Below are 14149 nucleotides of genomic sequence, written 5' to 3'. Positions count from 1 at the left end.
ATTCTGCATGCCGGCTTTTAGAGGCTCGATGAAAAAGCAGCGATTCCTAAATCTCGTCAAAGGTAGCTCTATTGCTCGGCGCGTCCTGCTGGTATTGCTCGCTGCGGTCGTGCTCAGCAATGCGGTGGTGATTTTTAGTACCATTTCTACGTTAGAGCAGCAGTTGTTAGAACAGCGGCAGCAGCAGTTGCGTGCAGAGGCGGAGCGGTTGAGCTTGCAATTTGATGCCTATATCGGCGAATTGCTTCGCGATGTCGCTTTTCTGCGCCACGCGCCCGCTGTTATCGGTTTGATGGAAAGCCGGGCTGTCGACGCAAAATCGGCGGCCTCGGCGCACTGGCGCGATCATCTTCAACAAGCATTTTTGCAAATGTTGGCCGCCAAACCCATGAGCGTGCAGATTCGGCTTATCGACGCCAATGGCCAAGAAGTGGTGCGCGTGGATCGCTATGGCAGCGGTGGGCAGGTCAGAGTTGTTGAAGACGCCGATTTGCAGAATAAGGCTCACCGGGATTATGTCCAGGCAGGCCTGGCCTTGCCAGAGGATGTCGTTTGGTTGTCTGACATCGGCTTAAATCGTGAAAACCGCCAAATAATGCAGCCGCCCCACGCGGTTATTCGTGCGGTGACGCCGGTCTACGATAGCCAGGGTCAGCGCCGTGGCGTGATTGTTGTGAATCACCGCCTGGAAGAAATGTTCTCGCGTATCGGCGAGGCGGCCCAGGACGAGTTAGCCCACTCTATTGTTCGCAGCGGCGGCGACTATATACTTCACCCAGATCGCAGCAAAACCTTTCGCTTTGAATACGGCGAGCGCAGCACCCTTGTTGATGATTTACCTGAGGCGGACCAGTTTCTCGCCGACCCAAATCGTCAAGTTTGGCAAACGCAAACAACTGTAGGCGACCAGCGCCGCCTTTTTGCACTCAAAAAACTGGGCTATCAACTGGGTAGCAAGCGGCAGCAGCTAGCCGTTGTTGTGAGCTTGCCCTACCGGGACGCCATGGTCGTTAGTCGCGAGCTGCTAAAGAAACAAAGTGTGTTCGTGGTTACCACCTTGCTGGTGTTTCTTGTATTGGCCACGATCCTCGCGCAGAAAATTGTTGCGCCACTTCAGCATATGCGCGCGGTTATTCAGCAAAAAGGCAGAGCGACGCGCGCTGAAGATTTGCCGGTGGATGCCTATGCAGAGGTCGGGGCCTTGGCCCGCGAGTTCAGCGCGCTTCTCGACGAACTCACCGCCCAGCAGCGCGCTCTGGAAAACGAAATTGTCCAGCGTAGAACGGTGCAAACGGAGCTTGAACAGAACCTGGGAAGAGTGGCCAGAGCAAATAAGGAGCTGGAACAGTTTGCCTACATTGCGTCTCATGATTTGCAGGAACCACTGCGTACGATTAAGAGTTTTGTCGGCTTGTTTGAGCAAAAAAATGCTGAAAATTTTGATGAGCAATCGCAGCAATTTTTAGCTTTTATTAACCAGTCAGCCTCGCGGATGGAGTTGCTGATTAACGGCCTGCTTGAATACAGCCGACTGGGCCAAGACGCTCCCTGGGAGCCAGTGAATTGCCATTCGCTGGTTGCTGACGTCTGTGACGATTTAGCCGTACAGATTCGCGAGCGCGGTGCTAGCGTCCGCTTCCGGGGATTGCCGACGATTGTTGGCCATGCCGCCAGCTTGCGTATGCTGTTTCAGAACCTGATTGGCAACGGCTTGAAGTACGTTAAGGACGATGTGGTTCCCTGTGTTGAGATAAGCGCCCAGGCCTGCGAAAACGGCTGGCAATTTTGTGTGAAAGATAACGGCATTGGTATTGACGAGGCCCATCGAGAGCGTGTGTTTCTGATTTTCCAGCGTTTGCACGGGCGGGAAGACTACCCTGGAACGGGAATCGGCTTGGCGCAGTGCAAGAAAATTGTAGAACAGCATGGCGGCAATATCTGGATAGACAGCGCAAGGGATGGTGGTAGTTGCTTCTGTTTTACCCTCTTAGGAGAGCAGCATGGCAAAACTTAAGACGATCTTATTGGTGGATGACTGCCAGGCAACCAATTTCATCCACCGCCTTGTGATCGACAATTACGGCTGCGCTGAGACTGTTGTGGAGTGCCGCGACGGTGCGCAGGCGCTGGATTATCTGCGCAGTGGCGTGGATAAACATCCTCAGCCAGAGCTTATTTTGCTCGATATTAATATGCCGGTGATGAACGGTTGGGAATTCCTGGAGGCTTATGAAAACCTCCCTTCTAAGCAGAAGGCCGGCGTGGTCGTTGTGATGCTGACGACGTCGCAGAACCCTGACGATCGCTCGAAAGCTGAGGAGAGAGGCCTAGTATCCGAGTTTACTCTGAAGCCGCTCGATGAAGAAAAGCTTGAAGCTGTGCTAAAAAAATACTACCCATCTGCGATTCGTTCCAACTAGATTGCGCTCTCACTTGTCACAATTTTGTCGTTAAATTGTCCGAACGCTGTCATTTACGCGCCGTAGCATTGCCACAAATGCATAGCGGGAGCGCGACGCGTGACAGCGCAGACACATTACAAAACCATATGGCTATCTGATATTCACCTGGGCTTCAAAGATTGTCGCGCAGATTACCTGCTCGATTTCTTAAACCGAGTGGACTGTGAAACGATTTACTTGGTTGGTGATGTTGTCGATTTATGGGCCATGAAGCGTAGCCTGTACTGGCCTCCCAGCCACTACGAAGTGCTCCGCACGCTGTTCCACAAAGCGAATGCTGGCACACGTGTTGTCTATATACCGGGCAACCACGACGAACCGTTCCGGGACTACGTCGGGAATATTTTCGGCCCGATCGAAATTCGCAAAGAGGCCGTGTACACCACCGTGAAGGGGAAGCGTCTGTTGATGTTTCACGGTGATGTTCTCGATGAGCATATGCAACTGCGAAAGTGGGAGAGCCTTATCGGCGACGCCGCTTACGATTTGCTGTTGTTCCTCAATCGCTGGGCCAATTTTTTCCGCCGCCGCTTTGGGCGCCACTATTGGTCGCTTGCCACGTATATCAAACAACGAATCCCCAATGCTCGCCAAGTGATCGATGTCTTCGAGCGTGCCGCTGTTAAGGAAGCGGAAAGGCGCGGTCTGGACGGCGTTATCTGCGGCCACATTCATCAGCCCGCGCTGAAGGAAATTGATGGCCTGCTGTACTGCAATGACGGCGACTGGATTGAGAATTGCACTTTGCTGTCGGAAAGCCATGACGGCGAGCTTGAGCTGCTTCAGTGGACCGAAACGCAGCAATCACTCGACAAGATCGGCGAACCGAAAAGCGCAGATGTGCTGCCAATGCGACGCGCCAGTTAAGCCAGAGGTAATGAAAAATGATCTCCGTTGATGCTGTTATCAATGAGCGATTTCCGCGTATTGCCAGTGGCAACCCCCATATAAAACGCACGCTCACCACCTTGTTGCGCTACCTGTTTCACGAGGCGGAGTTTAAGCAGTTTGAAAAGGACTACCCGCACCTACAGGGCATGGACTTTGTTGAGCAGGTGCTGCATTACTTCGACTTTGGCTATGCCGTTAGTGCGCTGGATAAGGAGCGTATCCCTGTGTCAGGCAGGGTGGTCATCATATCCAATCACCCCATTGGCAGCCTTGACGGTCTCGCGCTGTTGAAACTGGTATCGGAAGTGCGCGGCGACGTTAAAGTTGTTGCCAATGAATTGCTGTATGCCCTGAAACCGCTGCGCTCAATGTTGCTGCCCGTGGATAATATGAGCGGCAAACGCAATCGCAAGGAAAATCTCAAGGCGATTCATGAGCATATTGAAGGCGAGGGAGCCGTGATCATTTTCCCCGCTGGAGAGGTCTCGCGTTTTAGCCCCACCGGCATTCGCGATGGCCGCTGGCGCAACGGTTTTTTAAAGTTTGCCGAGCGTGCCGAAGCGCCGATTCTGCCGGTGCATATTAGCGCTCGCAACTCGGTATTTTTCTACGCCCTGTCTCTGCTTGCCAAGCCGCTTTCTACACTGTGGTTGATTCGCGAAATGTTCAAGCAGAATAACCGCACAGTGAGAGTAAGCATTGGGGCGGCAGTCGAGCCCTCGGTATACCAGCAACTGCCGCTTACTACCCCGGCAAAAGTCCATTTATTTAAAAAGCATTTATACAAACTGGGAAAGCGCAAACGCCGGGGCGAGCCGTGTTTTATGCCTCACGCGCAACCGGTGGCACACCCCGAGGACCGTCAGGAACTGCGCAAGGCGATACGAAGCTGTGAGCGCCTGGGGAGCAGCCGAGACGGCATGGAGATATACCGCTATCAGTACAGTGGTGATTGCACCATCATGCGCGAGATCGGCCGCCTGCGTGAAGTGAGTTTTCGTGCCGTTGGCGAAGGTACTGGGCACCGACGCGATGTCGATAGTTACGATGCTTACTACGATCACATTGTATTGTGGGATGAAGAGCAGCTGGAATTGGTCGGCGCGTATCGGCTGAAACAGGTTGCCACTTTAACCGACGAGCAAACCCTCTACAGCCAAACCCTGTTTGACTACAACGCGGACGCCGCCAGTGAGATTTTTGCCCGGGGTGTCGAGCTAGGACGCTCCTTCGTTCAGCCGAAGTATTGGGGCCGCAATGCGCTGGATTATCTCTGGCAGGGCGTGGGGCAGTATTTGGCAAAGTACCCCGAGCTGCGTTATCTGTTTGGCCCGGTCAGTTTGAGTGACGAGTTGCCGAAGGCCGCAAAAGATGAACTATTGCATTTTTATCGCAGCCACTTTGCCGATGAGCGGCGGTGGGCGAGCGCCAAGATGCCGTATCGCAGTGAGCTAAACACATCGGTGAGTTACGGCAAGGACTACAAGGAAGAATTTGTGCAGCTCAAGGCATCACTGGCCCAGCAGGGGTGTTCGGTGCCCACCCTCTACAAGCAATATACAGAGCTATGTGAGCCGGGTGGCGTGAGCTTTGCCGATTTTAATGTGGACCCGGATTTTGCCGACTGCATTGATGGCCTGGTACTCGTCGACATAGAGAAAATGAAACCCGCACGCCGCAAGCGCTACTTGGGCTACTGAGCGCGTTAAAAACAGCAAGGTAATGGCGAAGACCGCGCAGGCCAAACAGGCTTGCGCGGTTTTTTTAACTCTGTGGATTATCGCTGCGCGGCAAACTGCTGAATTACCCAGTCCGGGGCATCTAGGGGAAGGTCGTGTCCGGCGTTGGGGTGAACATCCAGCGAACAGTTAAAACGCTCAGCCAGTGCGTTGCTGCAGCGCCACGACACCATGCGATCGCCGTGGCTGGCAAGCAGGTGCAGGCGTTGATGCGGGGCCAGTTTTGCGGGTGCGCGAAAGCGCGAGGCGGCCCAGAGCTGTCGCAGTACATTACTTTTTTGGGCGGGGTGCTGCGCGCGCAATTGTTTGTGCCGATTCAATACCGACGCATCCTCGCTGTGTTGGTTGCTCACCATGCGCAGCGCCCAGCGCTCCTGACTGTCGATCGACGGCGCAAAAACACCGCGTACAAGCAGTGGCAGGGCGCGTGGCTGAATGCGCCACCAGAGCGGGCAATTTGCGCTACTGGAATTGATGATTATGGCACGGTGCACACGCTGTGGGTCGTGGGCTAACCAGTCCAGGGCAACCATGCCGCCAAGTGACAGCGCAACAATGCCGATGGCTTCGCCTTCGGGCAGAGTGAGCCGGGATTGCAGGTTCTGGCGGATTTGTCGGATCGACAGCGGCGATACGCCGCTGTGCTCCGTGCCAAAGCCGGGCAGATCCAGACTATGGCACTGCCAGGCCAGGGTGTTCTGACACTGTTCGATAAACGGTTGCCAGTGGCCGGTCTCTCTGGCCAGGCCTCGCAAAAAGAGCCAGTGTTTTGGCGATGATTCAGTCATTGAGGTGCTGATACCAAAGGGTTTGCGCGATTTGCTGCATCTGCCGGTCTTGTTCGCCGTGGGTCAGCCACTCTGCGCTATTTCGGCAGGCGGCCAGCAGGAAGTCGATCAACAATAAGTGCCCCCGTAAAACGCGTGCATGGCGGTGTGGCACGGTCGGGTTAAATAAACCGGCGAAGCTAAACAGCTGGCGGGGATGTTTTTTCACCCACAGCCAACTGCCCATTTCCAGGGTGAGTGGCAGCAGGCGGCAGCCGCGATCGCGGCAACGCAGATAAAAGTAGTCCCACATGTCGCCATGGCTGAGGTAGTGCATCGCCTGCGGGCCGAATACATAGTTGTGGTGGGGAAAGTTGCGCTCCCACAGCAGCTTCAGCGACATATAGCTGCCGATATCATCGATGGGCTGTTTGCGGTAGGCGTGAGGAATCCAAATGTGGTCGCGAAAGCCGAAGCCTGAGTGAAAGTCTATCGCCATCATCATCCGGTCGCTGCCCCGGCTGTGCCGGTCGATGATATCGCTCAGTACCTGAAACTCCGGCTCTACCTGTTTCTCCCAGCGCCCGCGGTACCACGGCAAATGGCGCGACAGCCTTTGCCCGCCAACAAGAAAAGGAACCCGGTCTTCGGCATCTATCGGCGCATGGCGGTTGAGATCAACGGCGTTAGCGTTGCAGCGTGCGTCGCGCAGCATACCCGCGGGGTTGACGATAGGTACGGCGATGATGGCGATGTCTTCATCAAATTGCTGCCGCCAGTGAGTGTCCCAGCGGCAGCGTTCCAGTGCTGACTCCAACCAGGCAATCAATACCTGGCTGCCGATACGCTCTACGCCGTGCACACCTCCGGTCAGCAGCAAGCAACTCCTGGCGCGTTGTGGATCCCCCAGGGTTAGCGAGACGATGGGCAGCCGAAAATTATCAACATCAATTACTGCTTCGCAGCGGCTTTTTAGCAGTGGTCCGGCTTGGCGGCAGAGCTGCTCAACCGCCAGCAGCTCAGACAGGCGCCGGTGCAGGGGGCCGCGGCAGTCGTCCATTAATTCATGGAAATTGAGCGGCGGCGGCCCGACAAAATGTCTGTCGGATGGCTGGCTGTCGTTACTCAAAGGGACGGGTCGGCGGTCAGGGCGTGGTTTTGCTCGTCCTGCCAAAGGGCATCCACGAGAGCCTGGCGATTGTGCCATTGCCCGGAAAGCAACCACTCGCAAATTGCGCCGGCGACGTCGGGGTAGTTTTGCGCGGCACTGGACTGAGGCTGTCGCAGCCAGCTCGCGATGTGCTCGCGATCAATGTCGGCCATGGTGTCGGCAAGTTTGAGTTGACGCAGTGACGCCGCGTTACCCAGTTGCTCTGACTGGCCGGCAACGGGCTTGGCCAATACCGGAATGCCCATGTGCAAGCATTCGCTAACCAGCTCAAAGCCGGCGTTGCAGATCACGCCTCGGGCACTACACAGATCGTGCTTAAACCCGTGCAGGTTGGTTTTTCGGTGTGAAACGTTGCCGTGGTCGGCGTCAGAGAGCGTCGGTGCATATTGGATGAAATGGTGGTCGTCGAAACTTTGTAGCAACGCGGTGACGCGCTGCTGATCCTCGAAGGGAAGATAAACGAGGGTGTGCGACGCCGGTGCTAAACGTTTCTCGTCGGGGTTAATAATTGGCGGCACAATTGGGCCGCCAAAGTGATGCCAGTGCAGGCCGAGCCCCACTTTAACGGGAGCGAACAGTTTCATGATCAAGCGATTGCGCAAATCTACGCCGTCCTCGGGTACACCGGGGTGGCCAAATGCATACTGGTGGCCGACGCCGATGACGGTTTTCCCTTGTAGTCGGCCGGCCCAGGCGGTAACGGGTTCGAAGTCGGTAATCACAAGATCGTAGTCACTGAGATCGAGCGAGCGCACATCTTTTATAAATTGCAGCGGCCGCGATTCTCGCAGGGTTTGCAGGGTGCTTATCCGGCCATCCCGCGTTGCAAAAGTGAGGCCGTGGCGCAGCTGAAAGTCACCGAATACGTCCATGTCGAAGTACTGTTCTGGTGAGCGACCGCTAAACAGATATTGCACATCGATGTTGCGAGCGGCGAAGTGCTTCGCCATCATGCGAGCGCGGGAGATGTGTCCGTTGCCAGTGCCCTGGACCCCATAGAGTAGTTTCATGGTAAAGCGCGTGTCTCTTTGGTTGCTAAGATCAACCGATCACCAGACTATGGGCAACGTGCGCGAGGGCAATGCCAAGGCCAGCGCCGGCAAAGGTGTCAGTTGGGAAGTGCACGCCCAGTACCACTCGCGAGGCGCCCACGGCTACCGCCCAAAGGAAGAGTACTGATGCGGCGGCGCCAAAGCACAGTACGGCTAAGGTCGCGAGTAGAAAGGCGGCGGCGGTATGCCCTGATGGAAAACTAAACTCGTCCGAGGCAATGATGGCGGCATTGAATTGCGGGATTGCCGCGGGAGGCCGTTTGCGGCGACAGGTATTTTTCAACACCCAGTAGAGCGGGAGCCACACCGCGAATCCGGTTGCTACGCTAGCAACAAATATCTCGCTGCTGTGCACGCCCAGTGCATAGAGGGCGAGTGGCAGGAAGAACTGCGTATAGCCATCGCCACTCTTTGATATGGCAAAGGCGAGCCGGCAGAGTTGCTGTTGGTGGCGAGTGTTAACGCAAGCGAGAAACATCCGCACATCGAACTGATTTATTGTCTGTATCAAGCGCATAGTTTAATCCTCTCGAATCAAACACTACCCCTGACAGCTTTCAGTTACGTGACAGCAATATTGCAGTATTGAGACAGTTCAGGCGTTCTCGATACGCAGCACATAGCCGCGGTGTGGCCGTGACGTATGGGCTTTGACGGGCACAAGCTCGGCATAGAAGTCCTCAATGCAGGCCTCTGCTACCGCTAAAAAGGGTGGCCGACCGGGGTCGGCAATGAGAATTCTGCCGCAACCGGCTTCAACAGCGCGGGCGATAAGCTGGTAAACCTCTTCAGCCATATCGTCCCAAAAGCAAATATCGCTGGCGATCAGGGTATCGGCCGCCGCAAGCGCGTCGCCTGGAACGTCGGCAAAGCGCCAGACCTCGGTGTCGATAGTGAGGTCGTTAATGTCGGCCTGCGCCTGAAGATAGGGGAATACCGCTGGGTCAGCGTCGCTGGCAGTCACCGCTGAATGAAAGCGTTTGCGGCAATACAGTCCCGCCAGCCCCCAGCCACAGCCGACATCGAGTACGGAGCGATTGGGCGGGAGAGGGTGCTGGCTCAGGTATTCCATCAATAAGAATGCCGCGCCCCAATTTTTGCTGCCGTGCAAGCGGCTGTTGTTGCCGCGCTTGAGGCGGCGCATTGCTGGCGCGCTCGCCATCATATAGCGCAGGCCATAGTGTTCTCGTTGGTGGGAGCTTGTGGGCACGGCTTGGTCTCTTGGGCTTGGGGACAGACCAAGGTCGAATCCCCTTTCTCTTGCGATGGCGGTAGTATACTGCCTGAATAGCTCTAAGTGGTTAACGCCCCGCGCAGCGGCGATAAGGAAGGGTAAATTGGCCAACTATGATTTTGATGTACTGGTAATTGGCAGCGGGCCTGCCGGCGAAAGCGCGGCATTGAACGCGGTCAAACATGGTCAAAGTGCTGCTGTTATCGAGGAGCAGTCACAGGTTGGGGGGGCTTGCACCCACCAGGGAACCATTCCTTCCAAGGCCCTGCGTCATATGGTGCGACAGGCGATCCGCTTTAATCGCATGCCCATTTTCCGGGAAATTGGCGACCCGCGAACGCTCACGTATCCGCGTTTACTCAGCCACGCTAACGAGGTGATCGCCCGCCAAGTGGCCATGCGCAGCCGCTTTTACTATCGCAATAATATTCGTGTGATTCCCGGCAGGGCGAGTTTCGTCGACGCGCATACATTGGCTGTGGAAGGTGAAGACGGCAAACAAGAGCACTACAGCGCCGAGAACATTGTGATTGCAACCGGCTCGCGCCCCTACCGGCCCGCGAATATCGACTTCAGTCACCCGCGTGTATACGACAGTGACAGTATCCTGGCGATGACCAATACGCCCCGTAAAATTATTGTTTACGGCGCTGGTGTGATTGGTTGCGAGTACGCCTCAATCTTCTCTGGTATCGGGATCAAGGTGGAACTGGTCAATACCCGTGACCGCTTGTTGGAATTCCTCGACGACGAAATCTCCGATGCACTGAGTTATCACTTGCGCCACCTCGGCGTGATGATTCGCCACCGCGAGGTCTATAGCGAGGTAGAGGCCAGTGATAAGGAAGTCGTTCTAAAAATGGAAAGTGGCAAGCGCCTTCACGCCGATGCCCTGCTGTGGTGTAACGGGCGCAGCGGTAATACCGACCGCCTGGGGCTAGAGACCGTGGGCATCACGCCGGATCATCGCGGCCAGTTAAACGTGGACGAGCACTACCAGACGAATGTCGAGAATATCTACGCCGCCGGCGATGTGATCGGCTGGCCGAGCTTGGCCAGCGCTGCCTACGACCAGGGGCGGGCGGCATCGGCGTCGGCGCGCGGTAAGGAGCAGTGCCGGTTTGTCGACGACGTACCCACAGGGATATACACCCTGCCGGAAATTAGTTCAGTGGGCCTGAATGAGCGCGAGCTCACCGAGCAACGCGTACCCTACGAAGTGGGCCGGGCATTTTTTAAAGACACCGCCCGGGGGCAGATCAGCGGGGAAACCGTTGGCATGCTGAAGCTGCTGTTTAATGTAGAAACCCTGGAGATTCTCGGGATTCACTGTTTCGGTGCCGAAGCCGCGGAAATTATTCATATCGGCCAGGCAATAATGAAACAGAAGAATGGTGGAAACAGTCTGCGTTACTTCCTGGGAACCACCTTTAACTACCCCACTATGGCCGAGGCTTATCGCACCGCGGCGCTGAATGGCCTTAATCGCCTGTAGGCTATGCCTGCTCTGCGCTTGGCTGATATAAACCGAGACCAAAGTAGGGGTAAATTTTCATTGACAGACTGCCGATCTCAGCATAAATAGTCAGCTGAACAACCGTGCTAATTGCCGATGGTTGCTTCCGTATTTAATCGTGCTGGAGTGAGCTTGATATGGCTAGAGAAATGGCAGTGTCAGAGAGTGTTGACGACTTCGATGACAACTTCTTTGACGATGGTGGTGCAAACTACGACGACGGCCCTGATATGGGGGGGCGAGACAACAGTATTCGCCGACGTATTGAAGAGCGGCTCGAACGTAAAAGGCTAATGGAGGAGCTGGAACTGCTAGACGACCTCGACCTGTAGGCCTTCCATTCTTAACTGGCACCCGTCGGCGGTTACGATGGGTGCTGGCGCATTATTTTCCCTCGAATATTCTTCCCCACAGTTGCCGCGCATAGTCCGCGGGGATACCATGGGCAAATGTCACGTTGCAGCGTCATTGGGCTGTCGCTGCGACAACGTTATTTCTTGCACAATCAAAAAACATAACAGGAAGCGTAAATGAACTGGAAATCCCTGTCTGCGATCGTGATCATTGCTGCTGTTGGCGCCTTCGTCTGGTTTGTGGTCGAGCGCTCGGCAAACAGTGAATTCAACGAGCCTGAGACCAGCTCGGAGGATTTGCAGGCCTCTATGCCGCCGAAAACATCTGCGATAAAAGAAACGCTGGCGGTCGAGCAGGAGCAAGACTATCAAGAGCAGGCTGCCAAGGCGCCGGCGCCTCCGCGAGAAATAGATGGCAGTGATGACCAGGTGCGAGACGCGGCAACGGAACTGTCTCCGTCATTGGGGCAGTGGCTGCAACCACAGCATCAAATTCGTAAGTGGGTCGCTTTGGTTGATCAAATGGCGCGTTTTCGCCTGCCAAACAAACACCTGCCGATCAGTTACGACAAAGAGGCCTTTTTGGTCATTAAGACTGAAAAGGGCATGGCAAACGACCCCGGTAACTTCCGCCGCTGGGAACCGCTGGTAAATGCGGTTACCGCCTTAGATCCGAAAAAAGTCGCGATTTACTATAAAAAATGGTCGCCCTTCCTGGAGTCGAGCTACAATGAATTAGGTAATCCGCAGTCCTTTGATAATCAGCTGCGCACCACGATTGAGCACTTGCTGATCGTTGAGCCGATTCCCGCCGATGCGGAATTGCGCCGTCCAAAAGTGTTCTATGAATACGCTGACCCGGTTCTGGAAAATGCCGACCCGCTCAGTAAGTGGCTGTGGCGTTTGGGCCCGGATAACATGAAGTCATTGCAAGACTGGTTGCGTCAGCTACAAAGCTACTTGTAAGGCCTGCTTTCAGCCACCCGTTTGGAGGGTGGCTGAAGATCCCTCCCACGCTACACTCGCCTCAAAGATGAATAATGAGGCAGCTATGACCCTTTCTCCTGTTGATATTTCCGGTAGTCGAATCCTTCTTGCTGGCCCCGGTGGCCAAGTGGCCGCGCCCATTGTCGAAGCGCTTGCTGCGCAGTGTGAGCTGACCGCGGTGGCGCGTTTTTCTGACGAGAAGCAGCGTCAGCAGCTCGAGGCAATGGGCGTCAACACTGTCAAAGGAGACCTTGCTGATCACCGCAGTTTGCAGGCCTGCCCCAGTGATGTGGACTACGTGATCAACCTGGCGGTGGTCAAAAGCGGTGACTTTGACTACGACCTGAGAGCAAACGCCGAAGGCATCGGGAATTTGATGGCGCATTGCCGCAGTGCCAAAGCCGTGCTGCATTTCTCATCGACGGCCGTCTATGAATACGCCGGTCAGGAGCCGCGCGAAGAGAGTGCGCCGCTGGGCGATAATCACCGGGCAATGTTCCCGACCTACAGTTTGTCGAAGATTGCTGCTGAGTCGGTCTGTCGCTTCGCCGCTCGCCAATACGGTATTCCAACGACGATTGCCCGCTTGAGTGTCCCCTATGGCAACAATGGTGGTTGGCCGTTTTTCCACCTGCTGATGATGAAAGAGGGCATGGAGATTGACGTCCACCCGGAGGCGCCGAACTTCTATAACTTGTTGCACAGCAGTGACTATATCGAGAAGTTGCCCTACCTGCTGGCGGCGGCCAGCACAGAGGTGTGCACGGTAAATTTCGGCGGCTCTGAAGCGGTGAGTATTGAGCAGTGGTGTGAATACTTGGGCGAGCTCTGTGGCTTGCAGCCGCGCTTTCGAGACAACCCACAAGCCTTTGGTAGCTTGCAAATCGACACCGAAAAAATGCACGCATTAATCGGGCCGACTAAAAAAGACTGGCGCCAGGGGCTGCGAGAAATGGTAGAGCAGCTGGCGCCAGAGTTACTGCTTGCCTAAGCGCTGATCGGTGACAATTCCCCGATCAGGTGTGGCTTGCCGCTAGCGGCGTCACGCAGTTCAAATACTGTGTTGTCGGGGCCTTTTTCGTAGTGAAGTTCGGCCTTCGATGGTAGAAACACGGGGGTCTTAAATTCCACGCGACAGCGCAGGGCGTCGCCGCCATCGATGAGCTTCGCCATGCACGCGGCCTTACTCCACATGCCGTGTACCACCATTTTCTTAAAGCCCAGCACCTTGGCACTGAGATCGTGTAAGTGAATGGGGTTGAAGTCGCCCGAGGCAAGGGCGTAATGACGAGCCGTGCTGTTAGGGATGTGCATGGCCTCTTGGTTCGCATAGCGCCGGGCTTCGCGCGGCTTGCTCTTGGCGGGTTTGGCGATCCCGGTCTTGCGTAGCCACAGGTACTGGCTGCGGGCTTCCCCGACACACTCATCGCCAGCGTACACGAGACATTCAAATGTAAACTCAACCCCTCTGGCGGTGAGTTCATGGTCACTCAGGCGGCACACCATACGCAGTGTTTCGCTGCTGTTAATAGCGCGGTGCTGAATGATTTCATTGTTCAGGTGCACACAGCCCATTGCCGCAACGGGAAAGTCGCGCTGTATCATTAGCTGCATTTGCAGCCGGAAGGCCATAATATGCAAGAAACTCGCGGGCAGGGTGTTGCCGTTCAGGCTAAAGCCGCAGGATTTGGCATAGCGTTTGAGCTGTCGTTGGCTGTAACGCACTGGCGCCAGCTCAATGCTGCGCTCAGGGAAGTTAAGCGCTTTGCTTTGGCGCTTGGGTAATGCCGCTCTGGCGAGGAGGGGGGCGAGGGCCGGTAGACGTTTGATTTTTAGTTCCTGAGCGACGCTCATGCTACTCTTACTCCTTATTCGGTGCAGCTTCACAGTATAATCAATGCTGAGCAGTAAATTATTTGCTGATGAGGCAGAATTGATTCTGCGCTCCGGCCAATCCCAGCCATGAAGTCAGCGTCT

The 14149-nt window shown here is 55.4% G+C and carries 14 protein-coding genes; 8 read left to right on the top strand and 6 right to left on the bottom strand.

Going from position 1 to position 14149, the window contains the following annotated elements; genetic code table 11:
• Positions 1-28: 28 nt before the first annotated feature.
• The 4 genes from ABNS66_RS09905 (at position 29) to ABNS66_RS09890 (ending at position 5053) form a co-directional block, all read left to right on the top strand.
• On the top strand, positions 29-2014 hold the full coding sequence (locus ABNS66_RS09905; RefSeq protein ID WP_286840294.1) for an ATP-binding protein: 1986 nt from the start codon (positions 29-31) through the stop codon (positions 2012-2014).
• On the top strand, positions 2001-2420 hold the full coding sequence (locus tag ABNS66_RS09900) for a response regulator (protein WP_286840292.1): 420 nt from the start codon (positions 2001-2003) through the stop codon (positions 2418-2420). The genes ABNS66_RS09905 and ABNS66_RS09900 overlap by 14 nt, the downstream gene beginning before the upstream one ends.
• Before the next feature lie 99 nt (positions 2421-2519).
• The gene (locus tag ABNS66_RS09895; RefSeq protein WP_286840290.1) at positions 2520-3329 is read left to right on the top strand and encodes a UDP-2,3-diacylglucosamine diphosphatase; all 810 of its coding nucleotides are present in this window, start codon (positions 2520-2522) and stop codon (positions 3327-3329) included.
• A gap of 17 nt (positions 3330-3346) precedes the next feature.
• Complete coding sequence (locus ABNS66_RS09890; RefSeq protein ID WP_286840287.1) at positions 3347-5053, top strand: lysophospholipid acyltransferase family protein; 1707 nt, start codon at positions 3347-3349, stop codon at positions 5051-5053.
• Positions 5054-5130: 77 nt separating this feature from the next.
• Here the strand turns inward: ABNS66_RS09890 and ABNS66_RS09885 are convergent, their stop codons facing one another.
• From ABNS66_RS09885 to ABNS66_RS09865, 5 genes are all read right to left on the bottom strand, one after another.
• Entirely contained in the window at positions 5131-5880 is a 750-nt protein-coding gene (locus ABNS66_RS09885) for an alpha/beta hydrolase (RefSeq protein WP_286840286.1), read from the bottom strand.
• Complete coding sequence (locus tag ABNS66_RS09880) at positions 5873-6988, bottom strand: DUF2817 domain-containing protein (RefSeq protein ID WP_286840284.1); 1116 nt, start codon at positions 6986-6988, stop codon at positions 5873-5875. Before ABNS66_RS09880 ends, ABNS66_RS09885 begins: the two co-directional genes overlap by 8 nt.
• The gene (locus tag ABNS66_RS09875) at positions 6985-8040 is read right to left on the bottom strand and encodes an MJ1255/VC2487 family glycosyltransferase (protein WP_286840281.1); all 1056 of its coding nucleotides are present in this window, start codon (positions 8038-8040) and stop codon (positions 6985-6987) included. Before ABNS66_RS09875 ends, ABNS66_RS09880 begins: the two co-directional genes overlap by 4 nt.
• A gap of 31 nt (positions 8041-8071) precedes the next feature.
• Positions 8072-8599, bottom strand: coding sequence for a phosphatase PAP2 family protein (locus tag ABNS66_RS09870; RefSeq protein WP_286840278.1), 528 nt, complete (start codon positions 8597-8599; stop codon positions 8072-8074).
• A 78-nt stretch (positions 8600-8677) separates the two neighbouring features.
• Positions 8678-9292: a methyltransferase domain-containing protein gene (locus ABNS66_RS09865; RefSeq protein ID WP_286840275.1), complete on the bottom strand. Its 615-nt coding sequence runs from the start codon at positions 9290-9292 to the stop codon at positions 8678-8680.
• A 127-nt stretch (positions 9293-9419) separates the two neighbouring features.
• Between ABNS66_RS09865 and sthA the strand changes: the two genes are divergently transcribed.
• From sthA to ABNS66_RS09845, 4 genes are all read left to right on the top strand, one after another.
• Positions 9420-10811, top strand: a complete 1392-nt coding sequence (gene sthA, locus ABNS66_RS09860) for a Si-specific NAD(P)(+) transhydrogenase (RefSeq protein WP_204996023.1) — start codon at positions 9420-9422, stop codon at positions 10809-10811.
• Between the two features lie 158 nt (positions 10812-10969).
• Positions 10970-11164 (top strand): hypothetical protein, encoded by a 195-nt coding sequence (locus ABNS66_RS09855; protein WP_027873520.1) that lies wholly within the window; start codon positions 10970-10972, stop codon positions 11162-11164.
• Between the two features lie 198 nt (positions 11165-11362).
• The gene (locus ABNS66_RS09850) at positions 11363-12151 is read left to right on the top strand and encodes a DUF3014 domain-containing protein (protein WP_286840272.1); all 789 of its coding nucleotides are present in this window, start codon (positions 11363-11365) and stop codon (positions 12149-12151) included.
• A gap of 85 nt (positions 12152-12236) precedes the next feature.
• The gene (locus ABNS66_RS09845; RefSeq protein WP_286840269.1) at positions 12237-13163 is read left to right on the top strand and encodes an NAD(P)-dependent oxidoreductase; all 927 of its coding nucleotides are present in this window, start codon (positions 12237-12239) and stop codon (positions 13161-13163) included.
• On the opposite strand, the gene ABNS66_RS09840 is transcribed toward ABNS66_RS09845, so the two are convergent.
• Complete coding sequence (locus tag ABNS66_RS09840) at positions 13160-14026, bottom strand: MaoC/PaaZ C-terminal domain-containing protein (RefSeq protein ID WP_348655308.1); 867 nt, start codon at positions 14024-14026, stop codon at positions 13160-13162. The two genes, ABNS66_RS09845 and ABNS66_RS09840, sit on opposite strands and share 4 nt — an antisense overlap.
• Positions 14027-14149: the final 123 nt, after the last annotated feature.

This window comes from uncultured Spongiibacter sp. (assembly GCF_964011655.1).
In the GTDB taxonomy this organism is placed as follows: domain Bacteria; phylum Pseudomonadota; class Gammaproteobacteria; order Pseudomonadales; family Spongiibacteraceae; genus Spongiibacter; species Spongiibacter marinus.
This window is presented reverse-complemented; position numbering and strand designations above follow the sequence as displayed.